At 38.1% G+C, this 16,511-nt stretch carries 13 protein-coding genes and 1 tRNA gene; all 14 read left to right on the plus strand.

The genetic code is table 11. The features are described 5' to 3' along the window. Positions 1-9: 9 nt before the first annotated feature. The 14 genes from K5Q13_RS09050 to cysS all read left to right on the plus strand — a co-directional run bounded on the left by K5Q13_RS09050 (position 10) and on the right by cysS (position 16,338). Entirely contained in the window at positions 10-918 is a 909-nt protein-coding gene (locus K5Q13_RS09050; protein WP_220741368.1) for a F0F1 ATP synthase subunit gamma, read from the plus strand. Positions 919-1,122: 204 nt separating this feature from the next. Further along, positions 1,123-2,523 carry a F0F1 ATP synthase subunit beta gene (gene atpD, locus K5Q13_RS09055; RefSeq protein ID WP_220741369.1) on the plus strand — a complete coding sequence of 467 codons (1,401 nt, stop codon included), beginning with the start codon at positions 1,123-1,125 and terminating at the stop codon, positions 2,521-2,523. Between the two features lie 15 nt (positions 2,524-2,538). After that, positions 2,539-2,988: a F0F1 ATP synthase subunit epsilon gene (locus K5Q13_RS09060; RefSeq protein WP_220741370.1), complete on the plus strand. Its 450-nt coding sequence runs from the start codon at positions 2,539-2,541 to the stop codon at positions 2,986-2,988. Between the two features lie 439 nt (positions 2,989-3,427). Further along, positions 3,428-4,063: a LysM peptidoglycan-binding domain-containing protein gene (locus tag K5Q13_RS09065; protein ID WP_220741371.1), complete on the plus strand. Its 636-nt coding sequence runs from the start codon at positions 3,428-3,430 to the stop codon at positions 4,061-4,063. A gap of 114 nt (positions 4,064-4,177) precedes the next feature. Continuing rightward, positions 4,178-5,413 (plus strand): NADH-dependent flavin oxidoreductase, encoded by a 1,236-nt coding sequence (locus K5Q13_RS09070; RefSeq protein ID WP_220741372.1) that lies wholly within the window; start codon positions 4,178-4,180, stop codon positions 5,411-5,413. Positions 5,414-5,522: 109 nt separating this feature from the next. After that, positions 5,523-5,594: transfer RNA gene (locus K5Q13_RS09075), tRNA-Glu, on the plus strand. A 127-nt stretch (positions 5,595-5,721) separates the two neighbouring features. Continuing rightward, positions 5,722-8,097: an RNA polymerase recycling motor HelD gene (helD, locus tag K5Q13_RS09080; RefSeq protein ID WP_220741373.1), complete on the plus strand. Its 2,376-nt coding sequence runs from the start codon at positions 5,722-5,724 to the stop codon at positions 8,095-8,097. Continuing rightward, a complete protein-coding gene (locus tag K5Q13_RS09085; protein ID WP_220741374.1) occupies positions 8,085-8,759 on the plus strand; it encodes a type I pantothenate kinase in 675 nt (224 codons plus the stop codon). The genes helD and K5Q13_RS09085 overlap by 13 nt, the downstream gene beginning before the upstream one ends. A gap of 125 nt (positions 8,760-8,884) precedes the next feature. Further along, the gene (locus tag K5Q13_RS09090; protein WP_220741375.1) at positions 8,885-10,387 is read left to right on the plus strand and encodes an MDR family MFS transporter; all 1,503 of its coding nucleotides are present in this window, start codon (positions 8,885-8,887) and stop codon (positions 10,385-10,387) included. A 1-nt stretch (position 10,388) separates the two neighbouring features. Beyond that, positions 10,389-11,066, plus strand: a complete 678-nt coding sequence (locus K5Q13_RS09095; RefSeq protein WP_220741376.1) for a DUF4811 domain-containing protein — start codon at positions 10,389-10,391, stop codon at positions 11,064-11,066. A 127-nt stretch (positions 11,067-11,193) separates the two neighbouring features. Further along, entirely contained in the window at positions 11,194-12,642 is a 1,449-nt protein-coding gene (locus tag K5Q13_RS09100) for a glycosyltransferase (protein ID WP_220741377.1), read from the plus strand. Then, entirely contained in the window at positions 12,639-13,472 is an 834-nt protein-coding gene (locus tag K5Q13_RS09105; protein ID WP_220741378.1) for a glycosyltransferase, read from the plus strand. The genes K5Q13_RS09100 and K5Q13_RS09105 overlap by 4 nt, the downstream gene beginning before the upstream one ends. A gap of 80 nt (positions 13,473-13,552) precedes the next feature. Further along, on the plus strand, positions 13,553-14,770 hold the full coding sequence (locus tag K5Q13_RS09110; protein ID WP_220741379.1) for a phosphoglycerate kinase: 1,218 nt from the start codon (positions 13,553-13,555) through the stop codon (positions 14,768-14,770). A gap of 161 nt (positions 14,771-14,931) precedes the next feature. Continuing rightward, complete coding sequence (gene cysS / locus K5Q13_RS09115) at positions 14,932-16,338, plus strand: cysteine--tRNA ligase (RefSeq protein WP_220741380.1); 1,407 nt, start codon at positions 14,932-14,934, stop codon at positions 16,336-16,338. Positions 16,339-16,511 lie beyond the last annotated feature (173 nt).

Below are 16,511 nucleotides of genomic sequence, written 5' to 3' on the forward strand. Positions count from 1 at the left end.
GACGCTGCAATGGCTTCTTTGCAAGATATTCAGCGTCGTATTTCATCCACTAAAAAGACGCGTCAAATTACGAGTGCCATGCAAATGGTCTCAACGGCTAAGTTGAGTCAAATTCAACGTTATAGCAAAGGCTATCAGTCTTATGCTGCTCGCTTAGAAGCAGTTGTGGAACATCTGGTTTCTGCTCATCTTTTTGATAATGCAGATGCTAAACACATTCCATTGATTGCACAGCGTCCAATTCAAAAGACTGGTATCTTAGTTGTCACATCAGATCGTGGATTAGTTGGTTCATATAATGCTAATGTAATTAAGCAAACGAATCTTTTAATGGAACGATTGAATTTGGATACCACTAACACGAGTATTCTTGCTGTTGGTGGAAATGGTGCCGATTTCTATAAAAAGCGTGGCTTTGAAGTTATTTTTGAGCACCGCGGTGTCTCCGATGTACCATCATTTAACGAAATTCGTTCAGTTGTTAAAACAGTGACAAGTTTATATGAAAGTGAAGTGTTCGATGCCCTTCATGTGGTATATAATCACTTTGTAAACCGTTTGACTAGTGAATATCGTGATGTGCAATTATTGCCATTGACTGGTGATACATTGGATGCCATGGGTGGTACTGAAGCTGAAAAAGCAGAATTAAACATTCAAAGTACGTATGAAATTGAACCAGATACAACTGCTGTTTTGAATGTTGTATTGCCACAATTTGCACAAAGTTTAGTGTATGAAGCGGTTCTTGACGCAAAAACGGCTGAACATGCAGCCTCATCGACAGCGATGAAGGGGGCTACAGACAACGCCAAAGACCTTATTGGTCGCTTGGAATTGCAGTTCAACCGTGCACGTCAGGCAGCAATTACGACCGAAATTACGGAAATTACAGGTGGTATGGCTGCTCTTGAATAATCAGGATGTCAATGATAGTCCTAAAAACTATCGTTGGTACAAAATAATACAAGAGTAGACGTATCAACTATATTAAGATGAACTGCTTTTGAGCAGAAATGCGTTTTTAACGCATGATATTCAAATGATTGTCACTCGAATTTATGGACACGTTTTAATATCATGATATCGTTGCTAACGCTCTAAACTGAAAGGAAAACGACAATGAGTACTGGAAAAGTCGTACAAGTGATTGGTCCGGTCGTCGATATTGCGTTTGAAGCAGGTCAAAAAGTACCTGATATCAATAATGCGCTTAAAATCGATAAGGGCGAAGGCCAGACATTGACAGTTGAAGTTTCATTGGCATTGGGAAACGGCGTAGTCCGGACAATAGCCATGGACTCAACGGATGGACTCCAACGTGGTATGTCAGTAACTGATACTGGCGATGCAATTACAGTACCAGTTGGAGAGGCTACATTGGGTCGCGTTTTCAATGTGTTAGGGGAACCAGTGGATAATAACGGTGACATTAGTGCCGAAACACCACGACACTCTATTCACCGTGAAGCACCTAAGTATGATGAATTAGCAAGTTCTACGGAAATTTTGGAAACAGGTATTAAAGTTATTGATTTACTTGCACCTTATGTCCGTGGTGGAAAAATTGGTTTGTTCGGTGGTGCCGGTGTTGGTAAAACCGTTCTAATTCAAGAATTGATTCACAATATCGCCCAAGGGCACAATGGTATTTCTGTCTTTACTGGTGTCGGGGAACGTACCCGTGAAGGTAACGATATGTACCATGAAATGGAAGAATCAGGCGTTTTGAAACAAACAGCCATGGTTTATGGTCAAATGAACGAACCACCTGGTGCACGTATGCGTGTTGCTTTGACAGGTTTGACAATGGCTGAAAACTTCCGTGATGATGAGGGTAAGGATGTGTTATTGTTTATTGATAACATTTTCCGTTTCACTCAAGCTGGTTCTGAAGTATCAGCTTTGTTGGGACGTATTCCATCAGCTGTTGGTTATCAACCAACATTGGCAACAGAAATGGGACAATTGCAAGAACGAATCACTTCAACTAAGAAGGGTTCTGTTACTTCAATTCAAGCCGTTTATGTGCCAGCCGATGATTATACTGATCCGGCACCTGCCACAACATTTGCGCACTTGGATGCAACTACTAACTTGGAGCGTTCATTGACTCAGCAAGGTATTTACCCAGCGGTTGATCCTTTGGCTTCGACTTCTTCTGCTTTGGACCCACAAATTGTCGGTCAAGAACACTACGAAGTTGCTACTGAAGTGCAACGTACATTGCAACGCTACCGTGAATTGCAAGATATTATTTCAATTTTGGGTATGGATGAATTGTCAGATGAAGAAAAGACAACGGTTAACCGTGCCCGTCGTATTCAATTCTTCTTGTCACAACCATTCTCAGTTGCTGAAACGTTTACAGGAATTAATGGAGAATACGTGCCAGTTGCTGAAACTGTACGTTCATTCAACGACATCTTGGGTGGTAAGTATGATGACTTGCCTGAAGATGCTTTCCGAAATGTTGGTGCTATTGAACAAGTCGTCGAAAAAGCCAAGACAATGGCCCAATAAGGGGGTATTGATAAAATGGCAGATGAAACAGCTACAGTAGCCTCAACAGGTATCACGATACAAATTGTGACACCTGCTGGCGAAGTATATAATGAAAATAATGTTGAACTAGCCATTGTGAATACACAGGGTGGCCAGATCGGTATTATGCGTAAGCATGTCCCATTGTTAGCTGCATTGACAATTAATGAATTGTTTGTCAAAAAGAATGGTCAAACTGATACTTTGGCTGTTAATGGTGGTATCGCTGAATTTTCTAATGATGTATTAACGGTGGTGGCCGATAGTGCTGAGACATCAGGTACGATTGACTTAACCCGTGCGGAGAGTGCAAAGGAACGTGCGGAAGCACGTATTGCTCATGCACAAAACGATAATAATGATGCGGAATTGAAACGTGCTCGCGTTGCTTTGATGCGTGCAGTTAATCGTATTCATGTTGCTGCAATTAGACAAGGTAAATGATCAACAGAAACAAATATCCACTAATTTAGTAGATACTTTATAGTTAAAGCCGAATGAATTATTCATTCGGCTTTTTATGTTGAGCGCAACGTCAGTTACAGTAAATAGGTAAGATGACACCAATATTTGGCAAAAGCTAGGTATTATGGGAGAATTTTTACAGTTTTTTATTCTTAAGAGCCATGTAAAAGCCAACAAAATATTTTTTTATTACCGGATTGAGTAAGAATTAAGGTAGGATAACGTGGAATATAAAATGAGAAATCTACCAAATTTACAATTTTACATCAAATAATAAACAAATTTATACACAATGTTTATTAAATAACAGACCGTAATGTAATTGACATCATCTCGATGTTTGGCTATTATATTCAGAGCATAAACTATTCTACATAACGTAAAGAGAACTTAAATCAATCTATGAGGTAGAAAATACATGTTTAGTTTTAAAAAGTCATTAACATTAGCTGCTGGAGTTGCCGGTGCATTTGCATTTGGTGCTTCAAACGTTAGTGCAGATACAACAAATAATACACCAGCGGACTATGTTGTTAAGTCAGGCGATACATTAAACAAGTTGTCCCAAGAATTCAAAATTTCTGTTGACGATATTGCTACAAATAACAACATTAGTGACGTTGATGTAATTTTTGTAGGACAACGCTTACTATTTACTGAAAAAGCCCCAGTGGCACAAGCCCCAGCAGCACAAGCTCCTGCAGCTCAAGTGACACCTACTTCACCAGTAGCACAAGCCCCAGCTGTACAAGCACCTGTAGCTCCTGTTGTACAAGCTCCAGCACAACCAGCTGCACCGGCACAACAACCAGCTGCTGGCTCAACATCTGCTGCATTGGATGCCTTGATTAATAAAGAATCAAGTGGTAATGTAAACGCATCAAATGGTCAATACTTCGGTATCGGTCAATTATCACCACAAGCACGTGCACAATATGGTGGTAACTCTACTGACTATAATGACCAATTAAATGCTATGAAGTCTTATATTAACGCACGTTACGGTAGTGCTGAAAATGCTTGGGCACATTCACAAGCAACTGGTTGGTATTAATTATTTGGAAAGAATCGCTTCGGCGGTTTTTTTTATTGCCTATAGAACAGAATTATCTGTTTAATTTATGACGAATTGTTCGCCTATGATACTAATTTTTTGTATAATAAAGCTATGCAAATTAACTATGATTTTTTAGACAATTACACTTTCAAAAATAAAAACATGACATTGCGGAATCGGGTTGTCATGGCACCGACAACACTTCGTGCGTCGTTAGAAGATGGTAGTGTCACAGACAATGAATTAAAGTATTATCAAATGCGTGCTCAGGGTCCAGCAATGATTATTACAGAGACCGCTTATGTTAACGAAAGTGGTCGTGGCTGGGAAGGTGGTATTTCTGCTGCAAATGATGATAAGATTCCGGGATTGCGTCGGTTGGCCAGTACAATTCAATCTGGTGGGGCTAAGGCAATTCTTCAAATTTTTGCTGCAGGTCGGCAAACTACTACTGCTATTTTACGAGGTGATCAACCGGTTTCTGCTTCGAATAAGCCATATCCTAGAGAGGAAAGTGAAACACCTCGTGCTTTAACACATGCTGAAATAGTACAAACAATTGATGACTTTGCTCAAGCAACAAAAAGAGCCATTCTTGCGGGATTTGATGGTGTGGAAATTCATGGGGCAAATCTTTATTTAATACAACAATTTTTTTCACCTGACAGTAATCAGCGTCATGATATATGGGGAGGCACAGTCGAAAAAAGAAGTCGTTTTGGACTAGCTGTGGTAGCAAAAGTTGCACAAATAATTGAAAAGTATGCGGAAAAACCATTTTTACTAGGTTATCGGCAATCTCCAGAAGAACCGATGGATCCAGGTATTACACTGTCAGAGTCAATAGACTTTGCAAAAAAAATTGTAACATTACCAGTTGACTATCTTCATCTCTCTTTAAAGGATGGTTTCCAAACGCCTTTTGCAAACAAAGTTGATCAAAAACGTGTGATTGATTATTATCGTGCAGCGTTACCAGTTGACTATCCGTTAATGGTTGCTGGCTTACTGAAACAACCTAAACAAGTTGAGGAAATAATGGATGCAGGTGTAACACTTGCAGCGTTAGGTCGGGAATTAATTGTTGAGCCTAACTGGGTGCAAAAAGTTGCAGGTCATGATTTAAACGCGATTCGCTATGCAATATCACCATCTGATTTTGAATTACTCGGTATCCCAAAACCACTAGAAGAGTGGCTGCTAACACGGTTTAGAAATGGTTTACCAATTACGACGGATCTGGGATTTGATCCCAAACAGCCTTGGCGATATTATAAGGAAGTTGTTACACAGATGCCTAAACCGATTGATCCCACAAAGTTAATGACGTTAAAGAAACGGTCATAGTGGATAATATCGGAAAAGTAGTATGGATTATAAAAAAAGTGTTGACGTGAATAATGTTTCTTGCTATACTAATATAGTTGTCTGATAGATATCAGGCATCACTGACCATGGCTCGTTGGTCAAGTGGCTAAGACGCTGCCCTTTCACGGCGGAATCGAGAGTTCGATTCTCTCACGAGCTATAAAAAGTCGCAACCTCGGTTGCGGCTTTTTATGTATCATCATAAATTATATTAGGCCAGTTTTTTGTAATTTGGTTGTATAAAGCGTATAATTAAAGCACTGAATTTGAAGAGAGTGGGAGTCATTTTGGACAATCAAATTAAAATTGATGAAACGCAATATCTTGATAAAACGTTACAGGCAATGCAAAATTCGCTTAGTAAGACCATATCAGAAATTAAACAAACCAATAAAAGTATCAACTCAGTTGCCCAGAGTTGGGGGGATGTCCGTTTAAAAACAGATACTTATTCTGGCATTGTTGAGACCGCTGCATCAATTCGACAACAACAACAGATGTTATCTGAACGTGAAAATTCTAAAACACGCGCTGAACGTCGATTTGCAACGCTAACCAAACAAATTGAAAAACCATACTTTGCACGGATAGATTTTAATGAATCAACTAGTCAGACGACTGAACCTGAAACAATTTATATTGGACTGGGTTCATTTAGTGACGAAAAAAATGATTTTTTAGTCTATGATTGGCGTGCGCCGGTAGCTTCTATTTATTATGATGGTGGCATTGGCGATGTGACTTATTTGACACCAGATGGCACCCAAAACGCGACAGTAACATTGAAACGCCAATTTCAAATCGAAGAGGGTGTCATTGTGACACTTTTTGATACAGAAGAAGCAATTGGTGATGCAATGTTGATGAATGCCTTATCTGGTGAATCATCTACTAAAATGAAATCTATTGTCACGACGATTCAAAAAGAACAAAATAAAATTATTAGAAATACTTCCTCTGATTTATTGTTTGTGCAAGGCGCAGCAGGATCAGGTAAAACAGCTGCTGTGTTGCAACGTGTTGCGTATTTATTGTACCGTTATCGTGGGAAATTGACATCGGGACAAGTTGTATTATTTAGTCCAAATCAGCTATTTAATGATTATATTGATAATGTTTTGCCTGAACTTGGCGAACAAAACATGGTACAAATGACATTTTATCAATACGCATCGCGACGTTTACCTAAAGTGAATGTTGAAACTTTGCAAGAACGATTTGAGATAGATACAACAGAACCTCAAATAAACCTTGCAAAAGGTAGTTTGGCTATGTTTAATGCTGTTACAGCTTATGCTGAGCATTTAAATCGTTCTGAGATGAAAATTCGTAGCGTGATGTTTAACGGCGAGCCGCTTATTTCTAAGGAACGCATTTCAGAAATTTACTATCAATATAATGAAAATTATAAACTTGCGCAGCGATTAGAAGCGACAAGAGATACCCTCATGCGTATTTTGAGCTCTCATATCGGCACAGAAGCGCGTAAGGATTGGGTAGAATTAGCAATCGAAAATTTATCCAAACAAGAGTACGATGAAATCGTTGGTGCTGGGAAAGTACGTATGGGTGATGATCAAGAAAACGATGCAGCAGCAAGAACCCGACAAGCCCAGCTTGGTGATGGTCCTAAAGAACGAGAATTTGCAAGTGAAAAAGCAGAGCGTCAATTTTTATCAAAGCAAATTGTGACTCAAGCATTGAAACCATTAGCACGTCAAATTCGTCGTGCTAGTTTTCTCAATATTAATGCGCAATTTATTGATTTCTTACGTCAAGCACATCATTATATTGACTTATCACAATTTAATATTACGCCATCTGAGTGGCTGGCTCATGTTGAAACTGTGATTACATCGTTGAAAAAACGACAGTTATCTTTAACTGACACAACCTTATATCTATATTTGTACGATTTGATTACTGGCAAAAATGGTGAGCGTGATATTCGTTTCTTGTTTATTGATGAAATACAAGATTATACCCCGTTTCAATTGGCCTTCTTGAAATTTAGTTTTCCTAAAGCTAAGTTCACGGTTTTGGGTGATTTGAATCAAGCTATTTTTACAAAAGATGATGCAAAGAATCTACAAAATGATTTTGCGTCACTATTTGATAGTGATCGTGTTGAAAGTATCAAACTAACGCAAACATATCGTTCAACACAGCAAATTACCGATTTTACTAAATATATATTACGTGACGGACAAGATATTGATGCTTTCAATCGTGATGGTAAAAAGCCCATATTATATACATTACCAAATGAAACTGATATGTTAGCGCAGTTACGTGCACAATTAGAAGAACACGATGTAAACAAAGATACGACTGCCATTATTACAAAAACGCGTGCTGATGCACAAGCACTTGCAGCACAGCTCGATAGTCAAAATGTCACTTTAATTCAATCAGAAAATCAAAGGTTAGCGCAAGGTACGATTATTGTGCCGTCTTACTTAGCCAAAGGGTTGGAGTTTGATGCTGTAATCATTTGGCATGCTGACGATACACGTTATGGTGATGAATCCGATCGTCGATTATTGTATACGGTGGCAAGTCGGGCAATGCATACTTTGACGTTAATTGCAGCAAATGATGCATCGCTTTTGATTAATGATGTGCCAAAGAATCTTTATGAGGTGAGGCAATGGATCAACTGATTCGTATAATTAATCAGCGATTTCAAAATACGTTCATGACTATCGCAGTTGCTGGTTCGGTATCTGTTGGGAAAAGTACATTTGCTGCTGGTCTTGCTCAGAAATTATCTGCAAAGACAACAGTTATTAGTACTGATGATTTTTTGATGCCAAATCATATATTAAAAGAAAAAAAACTTTTTGATCAAAAAGGTTTTCCAGAAACATATGATCTAAAAAAATTAGTGGAAGTAATCACCCGTTTTAAGTCAGGTGATACGTCAGTGAAAATACCTTATTACACACAGGAATTAGCAGATATTCACCCAGAAACAATGCAGACAATTCAGAGACCAGAAATTCTAATTATTGAAGGTGTCGTAGCATTGCAGATTGATCAAATAGATTTTAAAATCTATCTAGATGCAGATCTAACAGACATTAAATCTTGGTATTTAGCACGTACATTGGAAATGACAGCACTAGCTAAAAATGACCCAGCTTCGTGGCGTTATCAATATGCACAAATGCCAATTGGTACATTTTCAGATTTAGTTATGAAAATTTGGGATGAAACCAATCAAGTTAATCTTGACCGCTTTATTTTACCAACGAAACAATATGCCGATGCTGTGGTAGCATTGGATAAAAATCATGATATTAAAAGTATTACTATAAGATAGTTAAAAACATTGTCAACTTTGTTGACAATGTTTTTAGTTAAGCGTAACATAGCTTAGGTAATTAAACCAAATACTTTTAGATAGTAATTGGTAAATTAAGTATAAGATGTAAAGAAGGAAAAACTATGAACAATGAAATACTTGATAGACATGGGAAACCAGTGAATCGTTTGGGAATGATGCTTGTCTTACTCGTTGGTGTATTTTCAGTAATGTTGATGCAAACAGCACTAGGTACAGCATTACCATCTCTAATGAAAGCATTTGATGTTAACGCATCAACAGTTCAGTGGTTAACGACTATTTTTTTGATGGCTAATGGTATTATGGTACCAGTATCTGCCTTTTTAACGACACGAATTCCAACAAAAACATTATATCTATCAGCTTTGACATTGTTTACTATCGGTACATTTGTTGCATTTATTACGCCAACGAATGCATTCTGGTTGTTAATGGTGGCACGTGTGCTGCAAGCAATGGCTGTTGGTATACTGATGCCTCTTATGCAGGTTGTGTCATTGTCATTGTTTGATGCAGCGTCACGTGGTCGAGCTATGGGACTTGGTGGTTTAGTAATTGGTATGGCACCGGCTATTGGACCAACATTATCAGGATGGATACTTGAAAAGGATCATACATTCTTAGGTTTCACGCTACAAAATTCATGGCGATCTATTTTTGGTATTGTCTTACCAGTCGTTATTCTGGTTATAATAGCATCGTTCTTCTTATTTCATGATGTACTACCAACAAGAAAAGTAACCCTAAACGTACGATCACTCATTGAATCAACTTTTGGTTTTGGATTGGTACTATACGGTTTTGCGATGGTTGCTACAGATGGTTGGGGTAGTTTGAATGTTATTTTACCATTGATTATTGGTCTTATAATTGTCATTGAATTTATATGGCATCAATCAAAGATGGACAAGCCATTCTTAGATATGTCAGTTTTCAAATCAAAACAGTTTACGATTACTACAATTCTAGTATCATTTGTTATGATGGCAATGATAGGTGTTGAAATGGTTTTGCCAATCTATATGCAAAACATTCGAGGTCTAACACCACTTCACTCAGGATTAATTCTCTTACCTGGTGCTCTAATGATGGGCATTGTGTCACCAATTGCTGGGTCGTTTTATGATAAATACGGGGCAAAACGACTAGCTATGACGGGATTTACAATACTAATTATTGGGACAGTACCGTTAGTCTATTTGACAGCTAACACGCCAACATTATATATTACAACATTGTATACATTACGTATGTTTGGTATTGCCATGACAATGATGCCATTGACGGCTTCAGCTATGGGCGCTTTATCAGCTCAAAATGCTGCACAAGGAACGGCAGCTAACAATACAATGCGTCAAATTGCATCATCTCTTGGCACCGCAGTTTTGTCATCTGTTATGCAGTCTGTTACGAAGAATAATATGCCAAAAAATAGTTTGAGTGGTCAAGATCCGTTGCTTTTTCAGCGTCATGCTATCGATGCCACACTTAATGGTTTTCATGCCGCGTTTATCCTAGCAGCTGTGTTTGCTACAATTGCCCTACTAGTAACATTTCTATTACACAGTGGCAAAGTAACTGTACAAGCAAAGAAGGAGTTGTAATATGATTATATTGATTCTGGCATTATTTGCAATTTCGGCTTTTTTTGCCAATATGACAATTAAAAATTCTGGGATGCGTTATACAGTGACATTGGTGCTGCTTGGTGGTTTAATCATAAGTGTAGTAGCCTTGGTGGCTAATATGCATGATTACTATGGTATGAAATCAGTCACAACGACAACAAAGAAAGAAATTTATTCAGCAGGACAAAGTAATCAAAATTTCGGAATGCTTTTGTATCAAGGTGTTGGCACTAATGGTCAGGAAAATGTTTATATTTACAAAACATCAAAGACAGACAAAAAAACAACGCTTGCTAAGCCTGATTTGAATACGACTTCAAAAAAAGTAGATATATCTGGCAATAAAGCTTATCGCGTTGTTAAAACAACACGATATGAGTACAAAAATAATGGCTTTAAGTTCTTGTTTGGCATTGCTGGTAACAATAAACAGCTCAAGCATCGCCGCGTAACATATCAAGTGCCTCCAACATGGGTGGCGCTAACAACAAAGCAGGCAAAGTCATTAGCAAGTAAATTAACACCCAAAACAACTGCAGAGCGTGTTTCGGCAGCTGCGCAACAAAAACAACTAGCTGATTTAGCAAAAGTTGATCCAGATAAAGCGGCTACACTTGAGGCTAATCAGGTTAAAAAGGTATTACAGCTTGATTAATTAGACATAAGGCGATGGTTTCTATTTCAGAGACTGTCGCTTTTGTGCTATGATAATGAAAATACAGATAACAATCAGATATATCTCAAGAGGCCAAGTATCAAATGAAACATGAGGAGGTTGTGCGATGAATTTTTTTGTGAATAAGGGTATGGGCCACGGTAATAGTGGTGTTGAGCATGCACAATTCTATCGCGCTGAACGTTTTCGTGAGAAAAATATACCTTATAAATTAGTTTTTACTGATCATTTACCAATGCTACATCAACATATGAAGGAATGGCACATAGCAGAAGATCAAGTGATTAGTTTATACGACTATTTGCTAAGTGATGATCCAGATGACTATTTGCGTGTAGGTGAGCACAATACGCATGAATATTATGAAGATGTATTATGGGATACGACGAATACACAAAGAATAATTAAACGCCAAGCGACGGGCAACTACACAGAAACTATTCAGCGACGTAAACGTTATCTTCAAGAAAAAAACGGTTACCAAGTAACAGATGATCGTTTGATACTTGAAAATGGCACTAAGCGCGTTTCTTGGCATTATAGAACAGACAAGTCAAATCAACAAAGTATCACCAACATTCGAGTGGATAACTTCCGTGGTCATTGCTACTTATTCACAACTTTTGAAGAATTAGTAGATTTCTTTTTTTTAGACTTACAAAGACGATTTACAAATAATACTTATATCATTGATCGTGGATCTGAAAATGAAGAAACGCTAACACGCATGAAACAAAATGGTGTACCGCTGAAAATTGTAGATGTTGTGCATGCTGCCCATTTTATAACTTGGTACGATAACCATCCATTATGGAATAATTATTACCAATATATGTTTGATCATATACAAGATATTGATCGCGTTGTTGTTTCCACAAAATTACAAAGAGATGCAATGATATCGGAATTAATAACTAGTAGATCTGAAAATGTTGCAAATAAAATTGTTACGATTCCTGTTGGTGGCGTGTCCTCTTATTCACCGCCGAAACATTGGCAAGGGAATGTTGCTAAATTTGTCACTGCCTCACGCTTACACCCAGAAAAACATATTAATCATATTATTCAAGCCATAAAGCAATTGCGTGTTGCAGGTATGCCTGCCGTTTTAACAATTTATGGCACGGGTACCGAGAAAAAACAATTAACAGCGCTCATTAAATCTTTGAATCTAGAGTCCTCTGTGCAGTTAAAAGGATTAAGTCAAAATATGGTAACGGACATGCAGAACTACGATGCTTTTGTATCGGCTTCTTACTCCGAAGGTTTTGGTTTAACATATATTGAGGCTATGGGGAATGCGTTGCCAATTGCAACCTATGCAAACCTTTATGGTGCACAGGAATTGGTTCATGATGGTGTGAATGGCTACTTAGCTTCATTTTCCCATCATGATACAGATGAGTTAACAAACATACGTAATCTTGCAAATGCCATGCAACGTGTGTTTGAAAACTATGATCAGCTCTCAATTGGTGCAAGCAAGCTTGCCGTTCAGTATAAAAATGAGGTTATAGCAAAGCAGTGGGAAGATATTATGGTGGATCTGACATGACAGTTGAAATTATTAATTCATTAGCTTATGCCGATTTTCCGGGGATTGCTTGGCAAATAGAACAAGTGAAATCTGGTAGGCGTGATGCGCTTTGGTTGGCAACACCTCATGAAGATGCCGCCTATTTACTGACAAAAATGGGAATCAATCCCACAAAAGTTTATGATATGTATGCACAACGATACCTTGAGGATGTGGATAGTAGAAAGGGTATTTGGTGGACGGATTTACCGGTACCGAATAATGCACAATTCATCATTAATCAAGATCATACTAAGAGTGTTTTTAGTCATGGCCATGAAATAGCCAAAATCCGCTGGTTTAGTAGCTCAAAACGTATTGTTCAGGCAGTCGTTTGGTTTGATATTGATGGCAAAATTGATTATAAAGACATTTATAGACGAGATGGTAAGTTATTTGCTAAGCAGTATTTTAGTGATGGAGAATTGCTGGAGTCAGATTTTTATTTTGGTCAAGAAGCGATTCAAGTAAAAGATTTTTATTTTGAGAAACAGCGTAATTTTGTGTATGCTAAAGAACAGAAGTATAAGAATGCTGAAGATTATATCGCTAGTACTGGCGATCAATCACCACAAGAGACTTTTGAAATCACACAACTGGGTCGTGAGTTGGCATTTGCCCCGAAAAATACGATATTGACCTTGGTTGACGGCGTTTTAGATGACAAAGGCAAAGTACATCGCAACTTGGCTATTTTATTGGAAGATAGCACATGTAAAATTCAGCAAGTCAATGTCACACAACGTGATTTTGATATCTTGAAAACACAAAATTTCCCGACAAATAAATTACGTGTTAAAAGAATTTGAGTAGCATTTCACATATCACAACACAACAAGCATTTTTTGTTTTATAATAGACTTGTTACAATAAAATTTTGGAGGCTATCATGGCTAAATTGACTGTTTCAGATTTGGAACTTTCAGGTAAGAAAGTATTGTTGCGCGTTGATTTCAACGTGCCAATCAAGGCGGGCGTTATCGGTAACGATAATCGTATTGTGGCAGCTTTGCCAACAATCAAGTATGTTCTTGAAAATAACGGACGAGCAATTTTGTTCTCACATTTGGGTCGTATCAAGTCTGAAGACGACAAGAAAGAATTATCATTGGCACCTGTTGCTGCACGTTTGGGTGAGTTGTTGGGCAAGGAAATTAAATTTGTCCCACAAACTCGTGGTGCAGAATTAGAAGCTGCTGTTGAAGCTTTGCAAGACGGCGAAGTTTTGATGGTTGAAAACACACGTTTTGAAGATGTTGTTGACGGCCAAGAAGTTAAAAATGAATCAAAGAACAATCCAGAATTGGGTCAATACTGGGCATCATTGGGTGATGATTTGTTCATCAACGACGCTTTTGGTACGGCTCATCGTGCCCATGCATCAAACGTTGGTATCTCAGCTAACGTTTCACAAGCAGCTGCTGGCTTCTTAATGGAAAAGGAAATCAAGTTCTTGGGAGAGGCTGTTGCTAACCCAGTTCGTCCATTTGTTGCTATCATCGGTGGTGCAAAGGTTTCTGACAAGATTGAGATCGTGAAGTCATTATTGGCTAAGGCTGACAAGGTTATTGTTGGTGGTGGTATGGCTTATACATTTGATGCTGCTAAGGGTAATAAGATTGGTAATTCGTTGTTTGAAGCTGATAAAGTTGAGTTAGCTAAGCAATTGATGGCAGAAGCTGGCGATAAGTTAGTTTTGCCTGTTGATTCAATTGCTGCTGATGCTTTCTCAAATGATGCAAATACTGAAGTTGTTGATGCAGAAGCTGGTATTCCTGATGGTTACATGGGTCTTGACATCGGTCCTAAGTCAATCAAGTTGTTGCAGGATACTTTGTCAGACGCAAAAACTGTTGTTTGGAACGGACCAATGGGCGTATTCGAAATGCCTAATTTTGCCAAGGGTACATTGGCAATTGGTGAAGAATTAGTTACTGTTACTGAAAATGGTGGCACAACAATCGTTGGTGGTGGAGATTCAACCGCTGCTGTTCAACAATTGGGTGTTGCTGACAAGTTGTCACACATTTCAACTGGTGGTGGTGCATCTTTGGAATACCTTGAAGGTAAGGAATTACCAGGAATTGCTGCTATTTCTGAAAAATAATGCTTAAAACAGCCTAATTTATGGCTGTTTTTTTGTTGATATTTTTAGAAATAAAATAAATGAGAAAAATTGGTGATTTTAATTAATGTTGGTGGTCAAACTAACGTTTTGTAATGTATAATGGTGCTAAGTTACAATCGAAATAAATGAAGGAGATCGCTATGATTCAGGTTTACAATACATTAACCCGTGAAAAAGAAGTTTTTAATTCAATTACCCCTGGTAAAATTAATATGTATGTCTGCGGACCAACCGTATATAACTACATTCACATTGGAAATGCGCGATCAGCAATTGCGTTTGATGTGATTAGACGTTATTTTGAATACCGTGATTATGAAGTCAATTACGTATCAAATTTCACAGATGTTGACGATAAAATTATTAACCGTGCACGTAAAGAAGGCGTTGATGAGTTAACTATTGCTAATAAATATGCTAATGCCTTTTTTGAAGATACTTTACCATTGAATATTAAACCAGCTACAGTACGTTCTCGTGCTACTGAGGTAATTCCCGAAATTATTGCGTTCGTGGCTGATCTCATTGAAAAAGGCTATGCTTATGAATCAGAGGGGGATGTTTATTTCCGAGCAAAAAAGTTTAAGGGATATGGTATATTAGCTCATCAAGACTTGTCTGAAATGGAAGCAAATGCTGCTGGACGTTTGGATGATGAGGAATTAACGCGTAAAGAAGATCCAATTGATTTTGCTGTTTGGAAAGCTAGTCATGCAAGCGATGAAATATCGTGGCAATCACCGTGGGGAGCGGGCCGACCAGGTTGGCATATTGAATGCTCTGTTATGGCACAAAAATATTTGGCAGATACTATTGATATTCATGGTGGTGGAATAGATTTGGCTTTCCCGCATCATACAAATGAAATAGCACAATCAGAAGCACATACTGGTGAAAAATTTGTAAATTATTGGTTACACAATGGCTTTGTTAATGTCAATGATGAAAAGATGTCTAAGTCACTCGGCAATTTTACAACAGTACATGATATGCTGGTTCAATATGATGACCCCATGGCAATCAGATATCTTTTAGCAACAACACAATATCGACGACCAATTAATTATTCGTCCGACACATTATCTCAAGCACATCTTGCCTTGGAACGTATTCGGACGGGATACCGTAACTTATCATTCCGGTTATCAAAAGCTAGTGCAGGACATGATGAAACTGTGGATAGTTTAGTTGATAAGCAAGTAAACGTTTTTGAAGTTGCAATGGATGATGATTTTAATACACCAAATGCCTTAGCTGCCGTTTTTGAACTCGTCACAATCGCAAATACATACTCAGAAAATGAGTTAGTCAAAAATGATACAGTAAAATATCTTTTGGATTCAATTGAAAAACTGATGTCTGTATTTGGTATTGAAGATTTAACCACCAACCAAGGTTTGACAGAAGAACAAAGTAGCTTACTTGAGGCACGTGTTGCAGCGCGCGCATCGCATGACTTTAAGACTTCTGATAAACTACGTGAAGAATTAAATGAATTAGGCGTTTTTGTAGAAGATACACCACAAGGACAACGATGGCATAAATAGAAAGAAGAGAAGCCCGCGAAAGCGGGTTTTTAAATAAGGTAAAGAAAGCGTAAAGGGAAAAGTAAAAAAAGCGAACGAAGGGAAGAAAGTGAGGGTGAAAGGGAAGTAAAAGATTAACGAAAGGGGGAAAGGAGGGGAAGAAAGGGAGCGGAAAATAAAAAGGGAAAAAAGGA

The sequence above is a fragment of the Leuconostoc miyukkimchii genome (assembly GCF_019656055.1).
In the GTDB taxonomy this organism is placed as follows: domain Bacteria; phylum Bacillota; class Bacilli; order Lactobacillales; family Lactobacillaceae; genus Leuconostoc; species Leuconostoc miyukkimchii.